We start from the raw sequence: 17576 nt of genomic DNA, 5'->3' as shown, positions 1-17576 counted from the left end.
TCCGAGCGCTGTCCGTTCGAGCACTGGAAGCGGGAGAATCAGCGTCTCGAGCGAACGGCGGAAAAGAACGGGCGGACGAGGGCTTACGCGTCCAGCACCTGCCGCAACACGTCCGGTGCGTCCTCGAGCGCCTCGTCTAGCTCGTCGACGTTGGGGCCGCCGCCCTGCGCGAAGTCGGCCGGACCGCCGCCGCCGCCGCCGACCTTGGCGGCGAGTTCGCCGACGACGTCGCCGGCGTTGACGCCGACGCCGTCGGGCACGGCGACGACGAACTGGGCGCCGCTGGCGCCGCTGCCGAGGACGGCGATCTTGCCCTCCTCGCTGATGGCGTTGGCCGTCGCGCGGAGTTCGTCCATGTCGGCGTCGAGGCGGTCGATCACGGCCGTCGTCTCGCCGACGTCGACCTCCTCGGCGTCGCCGCCGCCTCCCGCGCGGGCCTCGGCGAGCTGTTCCTTGAGGTCCTCGATCTGCTTGCCTCGGTCCTTCCACTCCTCGAAGAACCGCTCGGCGGTCTCGGGAACCTCCTCGGGCGAGACGTCGAGCACCGCGGCGGCCTCGTAGAGGGCGTCCTCCTTTCGCTGGGTCGCCTCGAGCGCCGCGTCGCCGGCGGCGAAGGTGATGCGCTCGACGCCGTCCTGGACGCGCTCGGTGTTCAGGATCTTGATCGAGCCGATGTCGCCGGTGCGGGCGACGTGGGTGCCACCGCAGGCCTGCACGTCCTCGTCGACGTGGATCAGCCGGATCTGCTCGCCCGGCGGGATGCCGCCCTGGTAGAGGTCGAAGCCGTGTTCGGCCTCGGCGTCGTGGCGGTCGGGCCACTCCTGGGTGACCTGCGTGTTGTCCATCACGATGTCGTTGGCGACGCGCTCGATCTCCTTGACGTCCTCGCGGGAGATGCGGTCGTAGTGGCGCAGGTCGATCCGCGAACTCTCGACGCCCTTCTGGGCGCCGGCCTGGCGGACGTGCTCGCCGAGCACCTGGCGGGCGGAGTGGATGATGATGTGGGTCGCCGTGTGGTGGCGCATCAGCTGTCGGCGGCGGCCGCCGTCGACCTGGCCGTTGACGAACTCGCCCTTCCCGGGATCCTCGTCGGTGCGGTGGAGGATGACCCCGTCCTCGATCTGGACGTCCTCGACTTCGACGGTCGTGTCGTCCGTCGAGAGCGTCCCGGTGTCGGCGGGCTGGCCGCCGCCCTCGGGGTAGAACATCGTCTGGTCGAGGACCACGTCGTAGCCCTCCTCGCGCTCGAAGACGTCGAGCACGACGGCCTCGAACTGGGTGCGCTGCTGGTCGTCGTAGTAGAGTTTCTCCGTCTCGGGGAGGTCCGCGAAGCGCTCGTCGGACTCGCCCTCGGCGGCCGCGTCGACGCCCTCGGGCGTGTCGTGGCGCTGCGCGACGAGGCTGTAGAAGTCGTCGGGCACGTCGACCTCGGCGCCGGCTTCCTCGGCGATCTCGACGACCATGTCCGGCTGGATCCCGTGGGAGTCGTAGAGTTCGATCAGCTCCTCGGTGGGGATCGGCTCGCCCTTCTTCGCGTACTCCTCGGCGAGCGTCTCGACCCGGCGACCGCCGCGCTCGAGCGTCTCGCGGTACTTCTCGACCTCGGTGCGGACGATGTCGCGGATCGTGTCGCGGTTCTCGTAGTCCAGGCGCTCGGCCTGCATGTCGACGAGTTCGTCCAGCGGCGCGTCGACGCCGGCGTTGTCGCAGAGGCGCTTGGTGCGCCGGAGAACCATCCGCGCGAGGTAGCCTGTGCCGACGTTCGAGGGGACGATGCCGTCCCCGAGCATGTACGCGAGAGTGCGACAGTGGTCGGCGATGGCGTAGATGTCCTCGAGGGGCTCGACCAGATCCCGAAGCTCATCGACCGAGACGCCGATTTCTGCCGCGATGTCGCCGCGGGCGGCTTCGACGTCGTCGACGTCATCGATGTCGAGCTGGCCGGAGAGGCGGGCCGCGCGGGAGACGATCTCGCTTTCCTCCTCGGTGTAGGAGAGCCCGGCGTTGTCCTTGAGGAAGTCGATCATCTCGGGGTAGATCGCCTCGTAGACCGTCGGGGTGCCCTGACTCATCCAGGTCCACCGCTCGAGGCCATAGCCCGTGTCGACGATGTACGTGTCCATGAACGAGTAGGTGTTCCCGTCCTTGAGCTCGTACTCGCCGTCGGGGTCCTGCTCCATGCACATGAAGACCAGCGTCGCCAGCTCGAGGCCGCGGTAGATGACCTCGATGGCGGGGCCGGCGTTGCCGCCGCCGACCCAGGGGTCCTCGATGTAGGTGACCTCGGTGATGTCCGCGCCCATCTCCTCGAGGAGGCCGTCGCAGAGCTCGACGGTGCGGTCCTTCCAGTAGACCTCGCCCTCGTAGGCGTAGTCGGCGTCGGCGTCCTCCCGGCTGTTGAAGGCGTGGTGGGCCATCATCTCGAAGGCCATCGTGTGGCGACCGGTCTTGCCGACGTTGTCGATGTCCTGCATCCGGATGCAGGGCTGGGACACCGTCAGCGGGTTGGCCGGCGGGGGCGTCTCGCCCGACGTCACGAGCGGCTGGAAGTCGTAGATCGACGCCTGGGTCAGCAGGACGTCGTCGCGCCAGCGGTTGGCCGCGACGGGGTAGGGTTCGATTCGTTCGTGGTCGTGGTCCTCGAAGTACGAGAGAAAGGCCTCGCGCATCTCCTCTAAGCTGTATTCCTCCGCGAAGCCGGGGTTGCCGATGAAGTCGTAGTCGGCGCACGGCGGTTCGCCGCAGGTCTCCCGGCTCTCGTCGCGCGTCCAGAAGTGCGACCCGCACTCGGGACACTCCTTTCGCACGAAGCCTTCCTCCTCGAAGTACTCGAGGCGGTACTCGTCCGCCAGTTCGCTCATTATACCTCTGTTGGCCAGCCAGCGCCTAAAACAGTTCCGCAACGTTCACGGCGAGAGAACGGGAAACGTGCGATTCCGGCCGCTAATTCGCCGGCGATCGGTAATGACTACTCCTCGCTGCGGACCGGATGGCGAACGGACCGCCGCCGCGTACCCGCGGAAACGAACCTATCTCGAGTCGCGGCGATTGCCCGACGGGCCACGACTCACGATTCGATTCGGCCAGCAGAATCTTTACCCAGGTCTGCCGGACAGTATGTATAGACGACCGATTCGGTTCGAAGGTACGATACACGATGGCACACCCGTCACCCCGTCACCGATCGCGAACGATCCTCTACGCGGCCCCGAGCGAGGACGCGGCCCGCGAGGGAGCCGCGGCGCTCGAGCGCGCCGCGCAGGCGGATCCGGATCGCGAGCCGACGATCCACCCGCTCGGGTCGATCGACCGGCTCCGCGAACTGGCCCCCGAGGCCGACTGCGTCGTCGTCTGCGAGCGCGAGTCGGACGGGACGGAGCCGCGGCTCGATCGGAGTCTGCTGGAGATCGCTTCGACCTGCGGCGCGACGCCGCTGGTGCTGTTTACCGACGCGTCGTACGCCTCGGCGATCGCGCGCTCGGCCGAGGGGATCGACGGCTACGTCCGTCGGGACACCGAGGACGCCGTCGTCCACCTCGCGGACGAGATCGACAGGGTCTGTCACAGCGAGGCCGTCGACGACGAGGACGGGCTCGAGACCGATCGAGCGTCGTCGTCCCACGATCACGAAGCGGTCTGGGAGTTACTCGAGGAGCACGGGCGGAACCGCGACGTCCTCGAGGACGTCGACGAGGCGCGAGCCGCGGCCGACGAGACCGGAGGCGGCGACGGGGCCGGCGAGACCGCGGCCTCGCCGGCGGAGTCGGATCAGAAATCCGACTCCGACCGGGGCGGGATCGAGGACGACGAATCCGCCGAGCGGACGGCGGAGGCGGATCGAGAGGCGGACTCGGAGACGGAGCCGGAAACGGATCCGGAGCCGGGCGGAAAAGCCGAGTCGGAACCGAAGCAGCGAGCGGAAGCCGAGTCGGGCGCGAGTTCGGCGGCAGAGGCGGAACCGGAAGCCGAGTCCGACTCGAGTTCGGAATCCGAAACGGTGGCCGAGACGGACACGGACTCCGAGTCCGAGCCGCGGACGACGGCGGCGCCGGACGAAACGGAACGGACGGACTCGAAATCGAAGCCGACCGTGCGCGCGAGCGAGACGGCCGACGGTGCGACAGGCGGCGAAGCGGAACCGGGAACGAAAACGGAAACGGCGACCGCGATTCTCGAGACGGCCGCCACCCTCGTCACCTGTCACGATCGCGAACGGCTGTTCGAGCGGCTCGTCGACGGCGCCGTCGAGATTCTCGGGGACGAGTACTGCTGGCTCTCGACGGTCCACTTCGGCGAACTCGTGCCGCGAGCCGTCGCGCCGTCGGTGCCCGCGAACCGCCTCGAGTCCACGCCGGTCGAAGGACCGCTCGGCGAGGCGTTCCGGACGGGCACGTCGACCCAGGTCGACGACCTCGATGGCCGCGCGGAAATCGAGCCGCCGTTCGCGGACGTGCGCTCGCTGTGTAGCGTCCCCGTCAGCGACGTCGGGGTGCTCCGCGTGGCCGCCGCCGAGCCGAACGCGTTCGACGAGCGCGACGTCGTCCTCCTCGAGCGACTCTGTCGGACCGCGGCGGCGGTCCTCGAGCGCAACTGGCACGAGATGGGCGTCGTCAACGAGCGCAACCGCTTGGAGCGCGAAGTCGATCGCGTCGAGCGCGAGCGCGACCAGTACGCGGCCGCCACGGAGCGACTGGCCGACGAGCGCGACCGGCTCGCGGCCGAGCGGGATCAACTCCTCGCGCTCGTCGAGGACGTCACCAAGCCGACGCTGCGCTACGAGATCGTCGACGGCGAACCGGTCATCCGAGACGTCAACGCCGCCGTCGAGAACGTGTTTGGCGACGGTCGCGAGGCGCTCGAGGGCACCCCCGTCGACGAGTACGTCGTCCCGCAGGGCCTCGAGGAGCGCGCGGCGACGCTTACCGAAGCGCTGCGGGCAGACGAGCAGCGCCAACTGCTGGACCGGCGCGAGACCGTCGACGGCGTGCGGGATTTCATGCTGACGATCGTCCCCCTCGAGCGGGCTGCGGACGCTGCCGACGGCGCGTCCGCTCGCGACCGGCCGGACCACGCGGGGCTGCTCGTCTACGAGGACGTCACCGAGGACAAGCGCCGCGAACTCGAACTCGCGGCCGCCACGGAACGGCTCGAGCGCGTCGCGGACCTGATCGACGACGACGTCCAGAAGCCGCTGCAGGTCGCGCGCAGCTACCTCGAACTCGCCGCCAAGACCGGGAAGGACGAGCACTTCGACGTGATCGAAGACGCCCACGAACAGCTCGGAAAGCGGATCGCGGCCATCGAGGACGTCGCCGCGTGGGACGACGACGCCGACACCGAGCCCGTCGCCCTCCACGACGTCGCCAGACGCGCCTGGACCGGCATCGAGACCGGCGAGGCGCGGCTGGTGACCGAGGACGACCTCATCCTCGAGGCCGACAGGGACCGGCTGCACGAACTGTTCGAGTTCGTGGTCCGGTCGGCGCTCGAGATCGATTCGGACGGCGACGACACCGCGCCCGTGACCGTCACCGTCGGCGCGACCGACGACGGGTTCTACGTCGCCGGCGACAGGCCGACGGCCGGCGACACCGACGACGGCCCGCAGGAGGCGCCGACGCCCGGTCGGCTGACCGACTCGGACGATCCGGAGGGCACCGGCCTGCAGCTCGACCTCGTCGAACGGGTCGCCGACGAGCACGGCTGGGACGTCGGCGTCGCCGAGGACGAGGACGGGACGGCCTTCGCGTTCCGCGGGGTCGACGCGATCAGCGTGAACCGGGATCGGGTCTAGACGTACTAGTCGCGAGAAAATAGAAACCGAAATCGGGTCGGCAGTCGCCTATTCCTGCTCCTCGAGCGCCAGCGACGCCAGCATCGCCTCGAGTTGCAGGCGCTCGTTCGCGCCCTCCGTAATGCGGTAGTCGACTTCGCCGAGTCGCTCGAGCAGTCGGACCGTCGCCTGCTCGGGGATGTCAAACTCCCAGGCCGAGCGATGGAGTTGGTCGATGACGTCGCCGCCGGCGAGGCCGCGGTCGGTCAGCAGGTCCTCGAGGGCCGCGCGGGCGGCGGTGAAGTCGCCGTCGATGGCGTGGTCGACCATCTCCTCGACCTCCTCGGGGCGGGCGGTGGCGGTGATCGCGAAGACGGTCTCCTCGTCGACGGTCTCACCCATCACCGCGGCGGCCTGCAGGGCGTTGATTGCCTTGCGCATGTCGCCGTCGGCCGCGTAGATGAGCGCGTCGACGCCGTCGTCGGTGACCGCGATGTCCTGATCGGCGGCGATCTCGCGGACCTGGGCCTCAATGGCGTCGTCGGTCAGTTCGGTAAAGCGGAAGACCGCACACCGCGATTGGATCGGATCGATGATCTGGCTCGAGTAGTTACACGAGAGGATGAAGCGCGTGTTGTTCGAGAACTGCTCCATCGTCCGGCGCAGGGCCGACTGGGCGTCCGAGGTGAGTGCGTCGGCCTCGTCCAGAAAGATGATACGGTGGTCGTAGCCGCCGAAGGAGGAGCGCGCGAAGTCCTTGATCCGGTCGCGGACGACGTCGATTCCGCGCTGGTCGGAGGCGTTGAGTTCGAGGAAGTTCTCCCGCCAGTCGTCGTCGTAGAGTTCGCGGGCGATGGCCTGCGCGGCGGTCGTCTTGCCGGTGCCGGCCGGCCCCGCGAACATGAGATGGGGTAGGTCGTCCTGCTCGACGTACCGTTTCAGGCGCGGGACGATGTTCTCGTGGCCCTTGATCTCGTCGAGCCGCTCGGGGCGGTACTTCTCGATCCAGACTTCGGTCCTGCCGGGTGTGGGCTCCGCCGCCTCGGCGTCGGGGTCGGCGTCGGCCTCGGCCTCGCTCATACCGGCCCAAGGGCGGGACGGGAAATAAATCGACCGAAGGTGCGCGTCGTACTCGGGATCGGCCGCCCGCTACCGTTCGGCCGTGAACCGTCCGTTTCGAGTCGTTTCGCGCTCGGGAATCGGGTGTCGTCTTTTTGTCACTGGTCGACGAACGCTGACGTATGGTGCGTGGAATGACACGAACGCGGTTGCGAACGAGCCTGTTCGCCGTGCTGATCGCCCTCGTGGTGTGTGTCGGGCTAATACCGGGGGCGGTCGCCGCGCAGGCGCAGGTACAGGACGCCCAGACCGGCGGCACAGTCGTCGTCGAGGAGGGCGAAACCGTCGACAACCTCGAGGCGTTCGCGGGGACCGTCGTCGTCGACGGCACCGTGACGGGGGACGTAGACGCCGTCGCGGGTAGTATCCGGATCAACGGCGACGTCAGCGGAAACGTCGAGGCGACCGGCGGCAGCGTCACGATCGCGGGCACCGTCGACGGCGACGTCGAGGCGGCGACCGGCAGCCTCGAGGTCGCCGAGGGCGCGACGATCGGCGGCAGCCTCTCGGGCGGCGCCGGCAGCGTCGCGATCGACGGCACGATCGAGGGCGACGCGACGATCGGCGCGGACACGATCCGGCTCGGCGAGGACGCCGCGATCGCCGGCGATCTGCGGTACGGCGGCGACCTCGAGGGCAACACCGACGCGGTCGCGGGCACGATCCAGCAGGACTCGTCGCTGGGACCGAGCGGCGACTTCGCCCCCTCGATCCCGTTCGGTTCGTGGCTGGTCGCGGGCTATACGCTCGTGCTGAATCTGGTGCTCGGTGCCGTGCTGCTCGGCCTGTTCCCGCAGTTCTCCGACGGCGTAGCCGACCGAGTCGGACGGACGCCGCTCCGGTCCGGGCTTGCCGGCCTCGGCGTCCTGATCGGCGTGCCGATCCTGCTTGTCGCGCTCGCGATCACGATCGTCGGGATTCCGCTGTCGATCGTCGGGGCGTTCGCGTTCGCCTTCGTCGTCTGGATCGGCGTCGTCTACGGCTGGTTCGCCGTCGCCGCGCGGGCCCTCTCGGCGGCCGGCGTCGAGAGCCGCTGGCTCGCGCTCGTCGTCGGGGTCGTCGCCGGCGCGCTGGTCGCCCGGATTCCCTGGATCGGCGGGTTGCTCAGCCTGCTCGTCCTCCTGCTCGGGCTCGGAGCGTTCGCTTACGGGCTGTACAGTCACCGGAAAGCGGTCGGCGGCGGGCGCCAAGAGCCCCAGCGCGGGGTGGCGGAAGGCCCGGCGGCGGACTGAGCGGCGGCCGAATACCGAACGACGCGCTCAAGGCCGGCCGCTCGTAATTCCGGGTATGCACGTGACCGTCGACGTCAAGGGCGAGGACACCTACGAGTTCGACCTCGCCGAACTCGACGGCGAGGCCGGCGCGGACCCGACCTACGCCGACCTGCTTCGCGAGATCGATCTCAGCCCCCACGAGGTGAGCGTCCTCGTCGACGGACGGCCGGTACCCGAAGATCAGCCGGTCGAGAGCGACGATATCACCGTGTTACGGCTGATCAAAGGAGGATAGGAACGCGCCGGTCCGCACGCAGCGGTCGTCGATCGCCGACCGCGGACCGCGGACCATCGATCGCCGGTAATTCGGACGCTTCGGTCGGCGGAAGTCGCGGCTCGCTGGAGTCGGGACTGGGATCGAAACGAGCGAGGGCGGGCTCTCGAACGGGTCGATCACCTGCGATGGGGTGGAGGGAAACGCGAACGGAGAGACCGCAGTCAGTCGTCCTCGGGCGTCGCTTGCCCGGTCGGGGACGAGGATCGGTCCTCGTCCCGGAGGAACAGCGCCCGCCGGCTGCCGAAGACGGAGATCATGACGCCGACCGCGACGAGCGTGATGATCGCGAAGGGACCGCCGGCGATGATCGCGGCCTGTTGCAGCGCCGTCGTGCCGCCGGCGACCATCAGCAGCGACGCCAGCGATCCCATGAGGGCGCTCCAGATGACCCGGTTGATCGTCGAGGGACGGCGCTTGCCGCCGGTGGTGAGCATCCCCAGCGCGAGCGTCGAGGAGTCGGCCGACGTGACGAAGAACGTCGTCACCAGCACCAGGAACAGCGCCGTGAGCAACTCGCCGGCCGGCAGCGCCTCGAACAGCGGGTAGCCGGCGACCGCCTCGTTGAACCCCCACGCCTCGAGCGTGCCGAGGATGTCGGCGCGGCCGTTCGACTGGAAGAAGATGGACGTGCCGCCCATCGTCGCGAACCAGGGGATGGTGACTGCCGTCGAGGCGACGACGCCGGTCGCGGCGACCTGGCGGACGGTCCGGCCCCGCGAGATGCGGGCGATAAAGAGGCCGACGAACGGCGCCCACGAGAACCACCAGGCCCAGTAGAAGATGGTCCAGGCGCCGACGAAGCCGGCGTCGGCCCCCTGACCGCCGCTCTCGGCCGCACCCATGTAGAGGCTCATCGAGACGAACTCGTTGACGTACGCGCCGAGCGCCTGCGTGCCGACGGTCATGATGTACACGGTCGGGCCGAGCACGAACGCCACCACCGTCAGGAGGGCGAACAGCCCCATGTTGAAGTACGACACCCGCTGGATCCCCTTCTCGACGCCGAGCGCGACCGAGATCGTGAAGGCGACGGTCAGCCCGGTGATTACGAGCACGGTCCCCGCGTCGCCGAAGGAAACCCCCGTCGAGTACTCGAGGCCGACGAGGAACTGGTTGCCGACCAGCCCGAGCGTCGTCGCGATGCCGCCGATGGTCGCGAAGACGGCGAGGACGTCGACGAGCTTCGCCCAGGGACCCTCGAGGTTGTCGAACCCGACGATCGGCCCGATGATCGTCGAGACGCGCATCGGCGCCCCCTTTCGGTAGGCGAAGTACGCGATCGGAATCCCGACGATCACGTACGCCGACCAGGCCGAGAGCCCCCAGTGGAAGAACGTGTACTGGAGGGCGCTGACGGCGGCCCTCGTGGTTTCGGCTTCGACTCCGGAGAACGGCGACGGGGTCGAGTAGTGGAAGATCGCTTCGGCCGGCCCCCAGAAGACGATGCCCGCGGCGATCCCCGCCGAGTACAGCATGGAGAAATATCCAAGAAAACTGAACTCCGGCTCCTCGTCCGGGTCGCCCAGTTTGATGTTCCCCCACGGCCCGAAGACGAGAAACAAGACGAAGGCCACGAGCGCGAACATCGACACGAGGTACGCCCAGCCGAAACTCGTCCACAGGAACTCGTTCGTTCCCTCCATGAGCTCGAGCGTTCGGTCCTCGCGGAGGAGGAACGCGACGACGACCGCGGCGGCGACGACGAAGCCGATCCCGAAGACGACCGGATCGAGTTCCTCGACGAACGTCCGAAACGGGCCGTCGCCCTCGCCACTTCCGTCCCGGTCTCCGCCCCCGTCGGCGTCGCGATCGGCGGTGCTCATCGCGGATCACCCGACGTCGGCGCCCAGCGACCGTTCGATCCGGACCCGATCACGATCCGACCGGCGATTCCGCAGCCGAGTCGAAGCAGCACGCGTTGATTGCCGTGTTTGCACATGGTACCACACACCACGATCATAGATAACAACCCTCTAAATCAAGGTTCATCTTAATAGCCGGAGCCGTTTTTGTACGTCATCCGAACTGGATAGCCGACCCCGGATATCGGAACGAACGGGCAGCGAACGGGAAGAAAAGCAATCAGACGTTGACTCGTCTGGCCTCGTATCCGCAGTCGCGGATCACCTCGCGTGCAGTACAGGTGAACGAGTGAATGGCGTCGCGATTTTCACCCGAATAGTCACACAATACTATGGTGGGAGACGGTGAAACGCTGCTATGCCCAATGGGGAGCGGAAACGAGCAATTGCCCAGTGTCGCTCCTGCAGTTCCGCCTACGCTGTGAACGTATGGTCCGACGGGACGGTTCGTCCCATCGGAAGAAAAAGCTGCGACTGTGGCTCGACCGAGTTTGAAATCATCGGTGACGCCGCTGACGTCTCCGTTCGAGACGAGGCGACTGACTGACCGGACCGCTCGGTAAGCACACGTAGTTACCGAATCGCTCGCGAGCGAATTCGGAACGGGAGATCGCGCTTCGATCTACTGCGACGCGTCGAACCGATCGAGGGAGAACATGTCGATCGAGTGGTCGGTCTCCCCGTCGGCCGCGAGGTCGGCGAGGATCTCGCCGATGACGCTGGCGAACTTGAAGCCGTGGCCCGAGAACCCGGCGCCGACGGCCACCTGCGGGTGGTCGGGCAGGGTGTCCAGGATGAAGTGTTCGTCCGGGGAGTTGGTGAACATGCAGGTCGCGAGCCGCATCGTCGGCCCCGCCGCCTCAGGGAAGTAGTTTTCGACGACCTCGCGGAGGAGCTGCTCGTCCTCGCGGTTCGGCTCCCGGTCGTACTCGTCCGGGTCGACATCCTCGTCGAAGTGATGGTACTTGCCGAGTTTCATCCCCGGAACGTCGTAGATCGGGAGCCCGTAGAACCGGCCCTCGGGGACCTCCAGGTTCCAGACCGGGAAGTTGTCGGGTTCGAACGTCGCCGGTCGCTCGGGCTGGAACCAGCCCAGCACCTGTCGCTCCGGGACCGCGAGCCCCTCGAGCGCGTCGGTGAACTTGTAGTTCCAGGCGCCGGCGGCCAGCACCATGGCGTCGGCCTCGTAGGCGTCGCGGTCGGTCTCGACGCGGACGCCCTCGTCCGGCGTGGGTTCCCAGTCGAGGACGCGCTCGCGGGCGCGCACCTCCGCGCCCGCGGCCTGGGCCGCCTCGACGTAGCCGACGATCGCCTGTTCGGGGACGACGAAGCCGCCGTCGGGCTGGTACAGCGCCTTGTGCCCGTCCGGGAGGTCGTAGCCGGGGAACCGCTCGGAGACCTCGGCGCTCGTCAGGACCTCGTGGGGGATGTCGTGTTCCTCGCAGGAGCGCAGCGAGCCCTCGAAGATGACGTTGTCCTCGGGACCGGCGTCGATCGACCCCGTCCGGTGGATCACGTCGCGGCCGGTCTCCTCGGCCAGGTCGTCCCAGAGGTCGTAGGCGCGCTCGACGAGTGGGATGTAGTCGGGGTGTTCGTAGTAGGCCCGGCGGATGATCCGCGTGATCCCGTGGGACGACCCCATCGCGTGGGGGACGTCGTACCGCTCGAGACCCACCACGTCGAGGCCGCGCTCGGCGAGGTGGTAGGTCGTCGCGCTGCCCATCCCGCCGACGCCGATCACGACGACGTCGTGCCGGTCTGCTGTCGCGTTCATGTTGGGTACCGATTCGACGACGAACCCCTTGATTGTTAATGCGTCTCACACCGTCCCTTTTTGACGGGCTCGGTCCGTCCCGACGGCTCGAGTGGGTTCGACCGCGCTCGCGTCCCGTCGTCGGCTCCAGTCGACGCTCGGAAACGTCCGCGAGGGCGCGAGCGCCAGCAGCGGTTCGCGACCGCCTTACTCCTCGAGCAGCGTCGTCTTCACGAGCTTGCCGGTCCCGCGGCGGATGCGGCCGCCCACGGCCGTCGGGGAGATGCCCAGCGAGTCGGCGAGCTCCTCGAGTGACGTTTCCCGGGGTTCCTCGAAGTACCCCTCCTCGTAGGCGGTGACCAGCGCGTCGCGTTGTTCGTCGGTTACCTCGGGCGCCACCCCGCTTGTCCACTCGTCCTGCTGGAACATCCGGTGGAGTTCGAACGAGATGTCGCACTCCTCGCACCGCTCCCAGAGCCCGGCCAGCGCCTCTCGATCGGGCAGGTGGAGGCGGACGGTCCAGCCGCGGTCGTTGCTCTCGGCCTTCAGCAAGAGCCCGCCGAGTTCGGTCACCATCGGCGAGATGAGTTTCGTCCCCTCGGTGTGCTCGAGCCGATAGAGACGCGTCGAGTCGAACTCGTCGACGAGCAGCCAGTCCGCGACCGTGTGATCCCGCTCGAGCGTCGCCTCGAACGTCTCGTCCACGTTTCGCACGAGGAAGAAGAACAGGCCGGTCTCCGGGTCCGTCGTCGAGTGAGGGACGACCTCGATGGACGCGTCCGAGCACTCGCGGATGGTCGGCGTCAACGCGAGATCCGGATGGGCGACGTCGAGTATCGCGATCAGGCTCACGGGTTCTCACACTGTCGGTCGGTTCGCAGTCGTTCCGATCACCGTTCGGACACCGATCGGTGGCGTTTCAACCGATCCGTCGACGGTGCGGTCGTACTCGACACCATCTTGGTACTGAATACCACACATCGATACTTAATCGTTCCCTCGTATGGGGGTCCCCGAGCGCCGCCGGGCGACCGGACCGTTGAAAGCCGAGCCGTTTTCGGGGCCGGCGGGGTACTGCGGGTATGATCGATTCCGCCACTGAGGTCCGACTCCCGAACGTCGGCCCGGGACCCGACCGGCTCGCGATCGCCGACCTCGCCGCGCCGGTCGCGCCGGCGGATCCGACGACGACCGACGAGACCGACCCCGCCTACGAGAGCGCCCTCCTGTTGCTCCACCGGGACCACCACGCCGGCCAGTGTCGCCGGCAGGTCCGGGCCGTCGCGGACCGTTACGAGGAGTTTCGGGAACGGGGCTGTCAGGTCGTCTCGGTCGTCCCCGAACCCCGCGAGCGCGTCCGCGAGTGGCAGGACCGGTACGACCTGCCGTATCCGATCTGTGCGGATCCGGACGCGACGGTCGGGGAGGCGTTCGATCAGCCCGTCAGACTCGGACCGCTCGGCCGACGCCTCGATCTCGTCGGTCGCATGCCCGCGGCGATCGTCCTCGACGTGCGAGCGGGCGGCGACGAGATCGCCGTCATCGCCAGCCACCGCGGCCGCACGAACATGGACCGGCCGGGGATCGACGAGTTGTTGGCGACGATCGACCGAGAGACGTGACACGAGAGACGATGTCCGGCACCGGTTCCGACCCCGACCCTGACCCCGACGCCGACGGCAATTCGGACGCCGCGTTCGTCCGCCCCGCAACCGCCGACGACGCCCTCGAGGTCCGGCGCATCCTCGACGCCGCCATGCTCGAGCCGGGCGACGTCGAGGCGCGGATCGACGCCGGCGACGTGCTCGTCGCGGGCGATCGCCGCGGCGGCGCCGGCGCCGTGTCGAGTTCGACGCCGACCGCCCGCATCCTCGGCACGCTCGTCCTCGAGCCCCTCGAGGGCGAGCGGGGCGCCCACATCGCGGCGATCGGCGTTCGCCGCCGCCACCGAGGTCGCGGGCTCGGCAGCGCGCTGATCGAGCGCGGCCTCGAGCGCGAGGGACGGCTGACGGCGCGGTTCGACGAGGGCGTGCGGCCGTTCTACGAGCGGCTCGGGTTTTCGATCGAGCCGATCGACGGGCAGCGACACCGGGGCGTGGTCGCGGCGGACGACTGAGACCGCTTCTACCGGCGCCGAACATATTCACCGTATTCCACCCGCGCGGGAACACCGGCGGGACTGAAGGCGGTCGCGCACGCTCGGATAGAAACGACTACGGCCGATGGGACGCAGGATGCATCCAGTGCTCGGACGCGCCGACGATCGACCGATTCGGATGGACGGCCCCTGCACGAGCCGTCGGGACGGAAACCCATGACCGACTACGCGCTCTTCATCGCGGCGAGCAACGCGGCGACGCTCGTGACCGGCGGCGCCGTCGCGACGCTGGCCTACCGGGCGTTCCGCCGCACCGGATCACCGGCGCTGCGGGCCGTCGCCGTCGGCTTCGCCATCATCGTGGCGGGCTCCGTCCTCGGCGGGCTCGCGCACCTGCTGCGCAGCGTCGCGCTCGGCGTCGCGATCCAGAGTTCGTTCACGGCCGGCGGCTTCGCCGTCCTCCTGTACTCGCTGTACACGGAGACGAACACGACGACGACCGTCACGGTGGGGTGGTCCAAGTGACGGCGGATTCGACGCCGGACGAGGCCGCAGCCGACGAACCCACCCGCGTCGTCGCCCAGGGGACCTTCGACCTCCTGCACCCCGGCCACGTCCACTACCTCGAGGAGGCCGCGGCGATGGGCGACGAACTCCACGTCATCGTCGCCCGCGCCGAGAACATCACGCACAAGCCCGATCCCGTCCTGCCGGACGCGCAGCGCCGGGACACCGTCGCCGCCCTCGAAGCCGTCGATCGCGCCCGCCTCGGCCACCCCGAGGACTTCTCGGTGCCGATCGAGGCGATCGATCCCGACGTGCTCGTGCTGGGCCACGACCAGCACCACGACGAGGCCGACGTCGCGGCCATGCTCGCAGAGTGGGGGATCGACTGCCGCGTCGAGCGGGCGAGTCCGCTCGAGGCCGAGGGCGACGCGCTCTGCTCGAGCAGCGACATCAAAGAACGAGTGCTCGAACGCCGCACGGTCGAACTCTCCTGAGGCGTCGGCGTCGTCCCCCAGCGGAGCGAACCGGGCTACGACTCGAGGCGCGACCGGAACCGCTCGAGACCGACGTCGAGCATGTCGAGACTGACGGGCTGGAACTCGCTGTCCTCCGGGAGGAACTCCCGTACCGAATCCCAGCTATCGCGAGCGTAGCGCTCGTCCAGCAGGACGCGCACGCCGACGTCCTCGGGTGAGCGGATCACGCGTCCGATCGCCTGGCGGGCCTTCCGCACTGCAGGAATGGTGAGGGCGTAGGTGAAGCCGTCGCCGAACGCGTCGTCGTAGGCCCGGCGGACGGCCTCGGTCCGGGGGCTCGAGGTGTTGACGATCGGGACGCCACAGACCACCGCTGCGGCGAGGCGGTCGCCGCTGTAGTCGACGCCCTCCGTCAGCGTGCCCCGGAGGCTGGTCACGAGCACCTTCCCCTCGCCGGCGAAGAACTCGCTTTTGAGCGATTCGGTCGCCTCGTCGTCGGTCGAGGCGTCCAGCAGGATCGGTTTCCCGTCGACGCGGTCCTCGAGCGTGCCGGCGACCCACTCCGCTTCGGCGTAGCTGGGCATCCCGACGAGGACGTTCCCCGGCAGGCGGGCGATCTTCGCGACGGCGTCGGCGTACTGCCGGCGCGTGGGGTTTTCCTCGCCCGGTCGACCCCGGTTGTCGTAGGTGTACTTCGGCGCAGCGACCGCGAAGCTCTCTCGGTTCTCCGCGGGGAAGTGCAGGCCGTAGCGGCGCTCGACGACCGGGCGGTCCTCCTCGCGCTCGAGGTACTGCAGGCCCGTCACTTCGGTGAACGCGTCCATCGGCTCGAGGGTCGCGCTCATCAGGATGCCGCCGCCGAACTTCGCGAGACGGTCGCCGATGGCGTCGCTGGGGACGCAGTTGTGCAGGGCCAAGCGCGCGGTGTAGGCCCGGCGCCACGAGTCGGCGGGCTCGGTCTCGTTCCAGGTGCGCTCGAGTTCGATCTCGCGGAAGTAGTCGGTGTGGTCGCGGCGGTACCACTCGCCGAGCACGCGGCCGACGGCGGGCGCGGCGCGGGTGCGGTCCTCGTCCTCGGCCTCGTTCAAGATGCGAGCCACGACGGCGCCGACCGCTTCGGCGCGTACCCAGTCGGCGTCGCTGTACCCCGCCTCGCGCGCCCACGCGGAGAGTTCGTCCTCGGCGGGTTCGCCCGGATCGCGCAGGGGGATCTCGTCGTCCTCGAGGTCGGTGAGGTTCGACTGCCATCCCCTGTGTTTCCGGTCGAGATGCGCCGTAACGCGGCGGTCGAGTTCGGCTCGCAGATCGCGGATGAACTCGAGGGTCCGGTTGAGTTCGTCGTAGGTGACGTCGCTGTCGTTGAGCTCGCCCCGCACGAGGTCGGCGTCGGCGGTCTTCGAGCCGCCCTCGGCGGTGCGGCCCTCGCGCTCGAACTTGATCGGCTGGATGACCCGCGAGAGTTCGGTTTCGGCGTCGCGGAGGGTCGCGTCGGCCACCCCGTCGCTGACCAGATCGCGCACGCGAGGCTCTAACATGTGGGCCTCGTCGCAGACGACGAACGTCGAGTCGTCGAGCAGGGCGCCGGTGAACGACCCCGTCGTGGTCGGATCGAATGCGTGGTAGTAGTTCCCGATGACGACCTCGACGTGGCCCAGCGCGGCGCCCATCACGGAGTGTGGGCAGGTGCCGTGTTTGACGGAGCGCGCGACGAGGTCCTCGGGGGTGATCATCCCGGCCGTCGTGAAGTCGTAGGGAACCGCTTCGGCCGCGTCGCCCTCCTCGTCCTCGGGCAGATCCTCGAGGTACTGGGCGTAGAACGGACAGTACTCGGTTTCGGCGCCGACGGGGCCGCCCTCGCCGTATTCGGGGAGATCGGGCGGGTAGGGGGTCGGCTCGCCGGCGGTCTCGAGGTAGTTCGCTGTCCCGCCCTGACTCCCGCTGTCGGCCAGCCCGATCTGCTGGCTGCGAGCCCGCGCCGCGAGATTTTGCGCCGTGGTGTCGCCGCCCTCGCCGACGAGGTCGCGAGTGCGATCCCGCAGCGTCTCGCAGCGGTCGTAGACGGTGCCGTCGTCGAATCCCGCCGTCTTCTCGCGGTTGTACGGGCAGACGTCGGCCTTCCCGACGAGGGTGAGCCCGGAGACCGGCCGCCAGTCGTCGGGCAGATTGTCGTTGATCGTCTCGAGATCCGCCTCGAACTGGCGCAGCTGTTGCTTGACGCTCGTGAGGACGAAGACGCGCTCGTAATCGGTGTCGGGATCGCGCACGAGGTCGATCCCCGCCGTGAGCGCGATCATCGTCTTCCCGGTGCCGCAGGCGCCCTCGACGACCGTGTAGCCACCGTCTCGAGCGGCCTCGATCGCGGTCTCGATGCCGTCGACCTGCGGCTCGTAGGGCTCGGCGTGCCCGAAGATCGTGCGCCAGTCCGTCATGCGGTGTC

At 68.7% G+C, this 17576-nt stretch carries 13 protein-coding genes; 7 read left to right on the top strand and 6 right to left on the bottom strand.

Annotation, left to right across the window (positions count from 1 at the left end; translation table 11 throughout):
* Window positions 1-83: 83 nt before the first annotated feature.
* Entirely contained in the window at window positions 84-2861 is a 2778-nt protein-coding gene (gene alaS, locus ACYQ26_RS20095) for an alanine--tRNA ligase (RefSeq protein ID WP_459810652.1), read from the bottom strand.
* A 296-nt stretch (window positions 2862-3157) separates the two neighbouring features.
* On the opposite strand from alaS, the gene ACYQ26_RS20090 reads away from it, so the two are divergent.
* A complete protein-coding gene (locus tag ACYQ26_RS20090) occupies window positions 3158-5794 on the top strand; it encodes a GAF domain-containing protein (protein ID WP_459810651.1) in 2637 nt (878 codons plus the stop codon).
* Between the two features lie 48 nt (window positions 5795-5842).
* Here the strand turns inward: ACYQ26_RS20090 and ACYQ26_RS20085 are convergent, their stop codons facing one another.
* Window positions 5843-6853 (bottom strand): replication factor C small subunit, encoded by a 1011-nt coding sequence (locus ACYQ26_RS20085; RefSeq protein ID WP_459810650.1) that lies wholly within the window; start codon window positions 6851-6853, stop codon window positions 5843-5845.
* A gap of 161 nt (window positions 6854-7014) precedes the next feature.
* Between ACYQ26_RS20085 and ACYQ26_RS20080 the strand changes: the two genes are divergently transcribed.
* The gene (locus tag ACYQ26_RS20080) at window positions 7015-8124 is read left to right on the top strand and encodes a bactofilin family protein (protein WP_459810649.1); all 1110 of its coding nucleotides are present in this window, start codon (window positions 7015-7017) and stop codon (window positions 8122-8124) included.
* A 55-nt stretch (window positions 8125-8179) separates the two neighbouring features.
* Entirely contained in the window at window positions 8180-8401 is a 222-nt protein-coding gene (gene samp2, locus ACYQ26_RS20075; protein ID WP_459810648.1) for a ubiquitin-like small modifier protein SAMP2, read from the top strand.
* Between the two features lie 203 nt (window positions 8402-8604).
* Here the strand turns inward: samp2 and ACYQ26_RS20070 are convergent, their stop codons facing one another.
* From ACYQ26_RS20070 to ACYQ26_RS20060, 3 genes are all read right to left on the bottom strand, one after another.
* Entirely contained in the window at window positions 8605-10266 is a 1662-nt protein-coding gene (locus ACYQ26_RS20070; RefSeq protein ID WP_459810647.1) for a BCCT family transporter, read from the bottom strand.
* 661 nt (window positions 10267-10927) lie between these two features.
* A complete protein-coding gene (gene solA, locus ACYQ26_RS20065; protein WP_459810646.1) occupies window positions 10928-12079 on the bottom strand; it encodes an N-methyl-L-tryptophan oxidase in 1152 nt (383 codons plus the stop codon).
* A gap of 186 nt (window positions 12080-12265) precedes the next feature.
* Window positions 12266-12910, bottom strand: coding sequence for a helix-turn-helix domain-containing protein (locus ACYQ26_RS20060; RefSeq protein ID WP_459810645.1), 645 nt, complete (start codon window positions 12908-12910; stop codon window positions 12266-12268).
* Between the two features lie 230 nt (window positions 12911-13140).
* Here ACYQ26_RS20060 and ACYQ26_RS20055 point away from each other — a divergent pair, with 230 nt between their 5' ends.
* The 4 genes from ACYQ26_RS20055 (at window position 13141) to ACYQ26_RS20040 (ending at window position 15157) form a co-directional block, all read left to right on the top strand.
* Complete coding sequence (locus tag ACYQ26_RS20055) at window positions 13141-13680, top strand: redoxin domain-containing protein (protein ID WP_459810644.1); 540 nt, start codon at window positions 13141-13143, stop codon at window positions 13678-13680.
* 11 nt (window positions 13681-13691) lie between these two features.
* Entirely contained in the window at window positions 13692-14174 is a 483-nt protein-coding gene (locus ACYQ26_RS20050) for a GNAT family N-acetyltransferase (RefSeq protein ID WP_459810770.1), read from the top strand.
* A gap of 198 nt (window positions 14175-14372) precedes the next feature.
* Window positions 14373-14681: a DUF7521 family protein gene (locus ACYQ26_RS20045; RefSeq protein ID WP_459810643.1), complete on the top strand. Its 309-nt coding sequence runs from the start codon at window positions 14373-14375 to the stop codon at window positions 14679-14681.
* Complete coding sequence (locus ACYQ26_RS20040; RefSeq protein WP_459810642.1) at window positions 14678-15157, top strand: FAD synthase family protein; 480 nt, start codon at window positions 14678-14680, stop codon at window positions 15155-15157. Before ACYQ26_RS20045 ends, ACYQ26_RS20040 begins: the two co-directional genes overlap by 4 nt.
* A gap of 35 nt (window positions 15158-15192) precedes the next feature.
* Here ACYQ26_RS20040 and ACYQ26_RS20035 read toward each other — a convergent pair whose 3' ends face one another.
* Window positions 15193-17568, bottom strand: a complete 2376-nt coding sequence (locus tag ACYQ26_RS20035) for an ATP-dependent DNA helicase (protein WP_459810641.1) — start codon at window positions 17566-17568, stop codon at window positions 15193-15195.
* Window positions 17569-17576: the final 8 nt, after the last annotated feature.

It is taken from the genome of Halopiger thermotolerans, assembly GCF_054654555.1.
Note: the sequence above shows the minus strand (reverse complement) of the source record. Positions and strands in the feature narration are given on the sequence as shown.

Coding starts and splice junctions, on each gene's coding strand:
- ACYQ26_RS20085 (WP_459810650.1), bottom strand. CDS start 6,853: ATGAGCGAGGCCGAGGCCGACGCCGACCCCGACGCCGAGGCGGCGGAG.
- ACYQ26_RS20035 (WP_459810641.1), bottom strand. CDS start 17,568: ATGACGGACTGGCGCACGATCTTCGGGCACGCCGAGCCCTACGAGCCG.
- solA (WP_459810646.1), bottom strand. CDS start 12,079: ATGAACGCGACAGCAGACCGGCACGACGTCGTCGTGATCGGCGTCGGC.
- ACYQ26_RS20070 (WP_459810647.1), bottom strand. CDS start 10,266: ATGAGCACCGCCGATCGCGACGCCGACGGGGGCGGAGACCGGGACGGA.
- samp2 (WP_459810648.1), top strand. CDS start 8,180: ATGCACGTGACCGTCGACGTCAAGGGCGAGGACACCTACGAGTTCGAC.
- alaS (WP_459810652.1), bottom strand. CDS start 2,861: ATGAGCGAACTGGCGGACGAGTACCGCCTCGAGTACTTCGAGGAGGAA.
- ACYQ26_RS20045 (WP_459810643.1), top strand. CDS start 14,373: ATGACCGACTACGCGCTCTTCATCGCGGCGAGCAACGCGGCGACGCTC.
- ACYQ26_RS20080 (WP_459810649.1), top strand. CDS start 7,015: ATGGTGCGTGGAATGACACGAACGCGGTTGCGAACGAGCCTGTTCGCC.
- ACYQ26_RS20050 (WP_459810770.1), top strand. CDS start 13,692: ATGTCCGGCACCGGTTCCGACCCCGACCCTGACCCCGACGCCGACGGC.
- ACYQ26_RS20055 (WP_459810644.1), top strand. CDS start 13,141: ATGATCGATTCCGCCACTGAGGTCCGACTCCCGAACGTCGGCCCGGGA.
- ACYQ26_RS20090 (WP_459810651.1), top strand. CDS start 3,158: ATGGCACACCCGTCACCCCGTCACCGATCGCGAACGATCCTCTACGCG.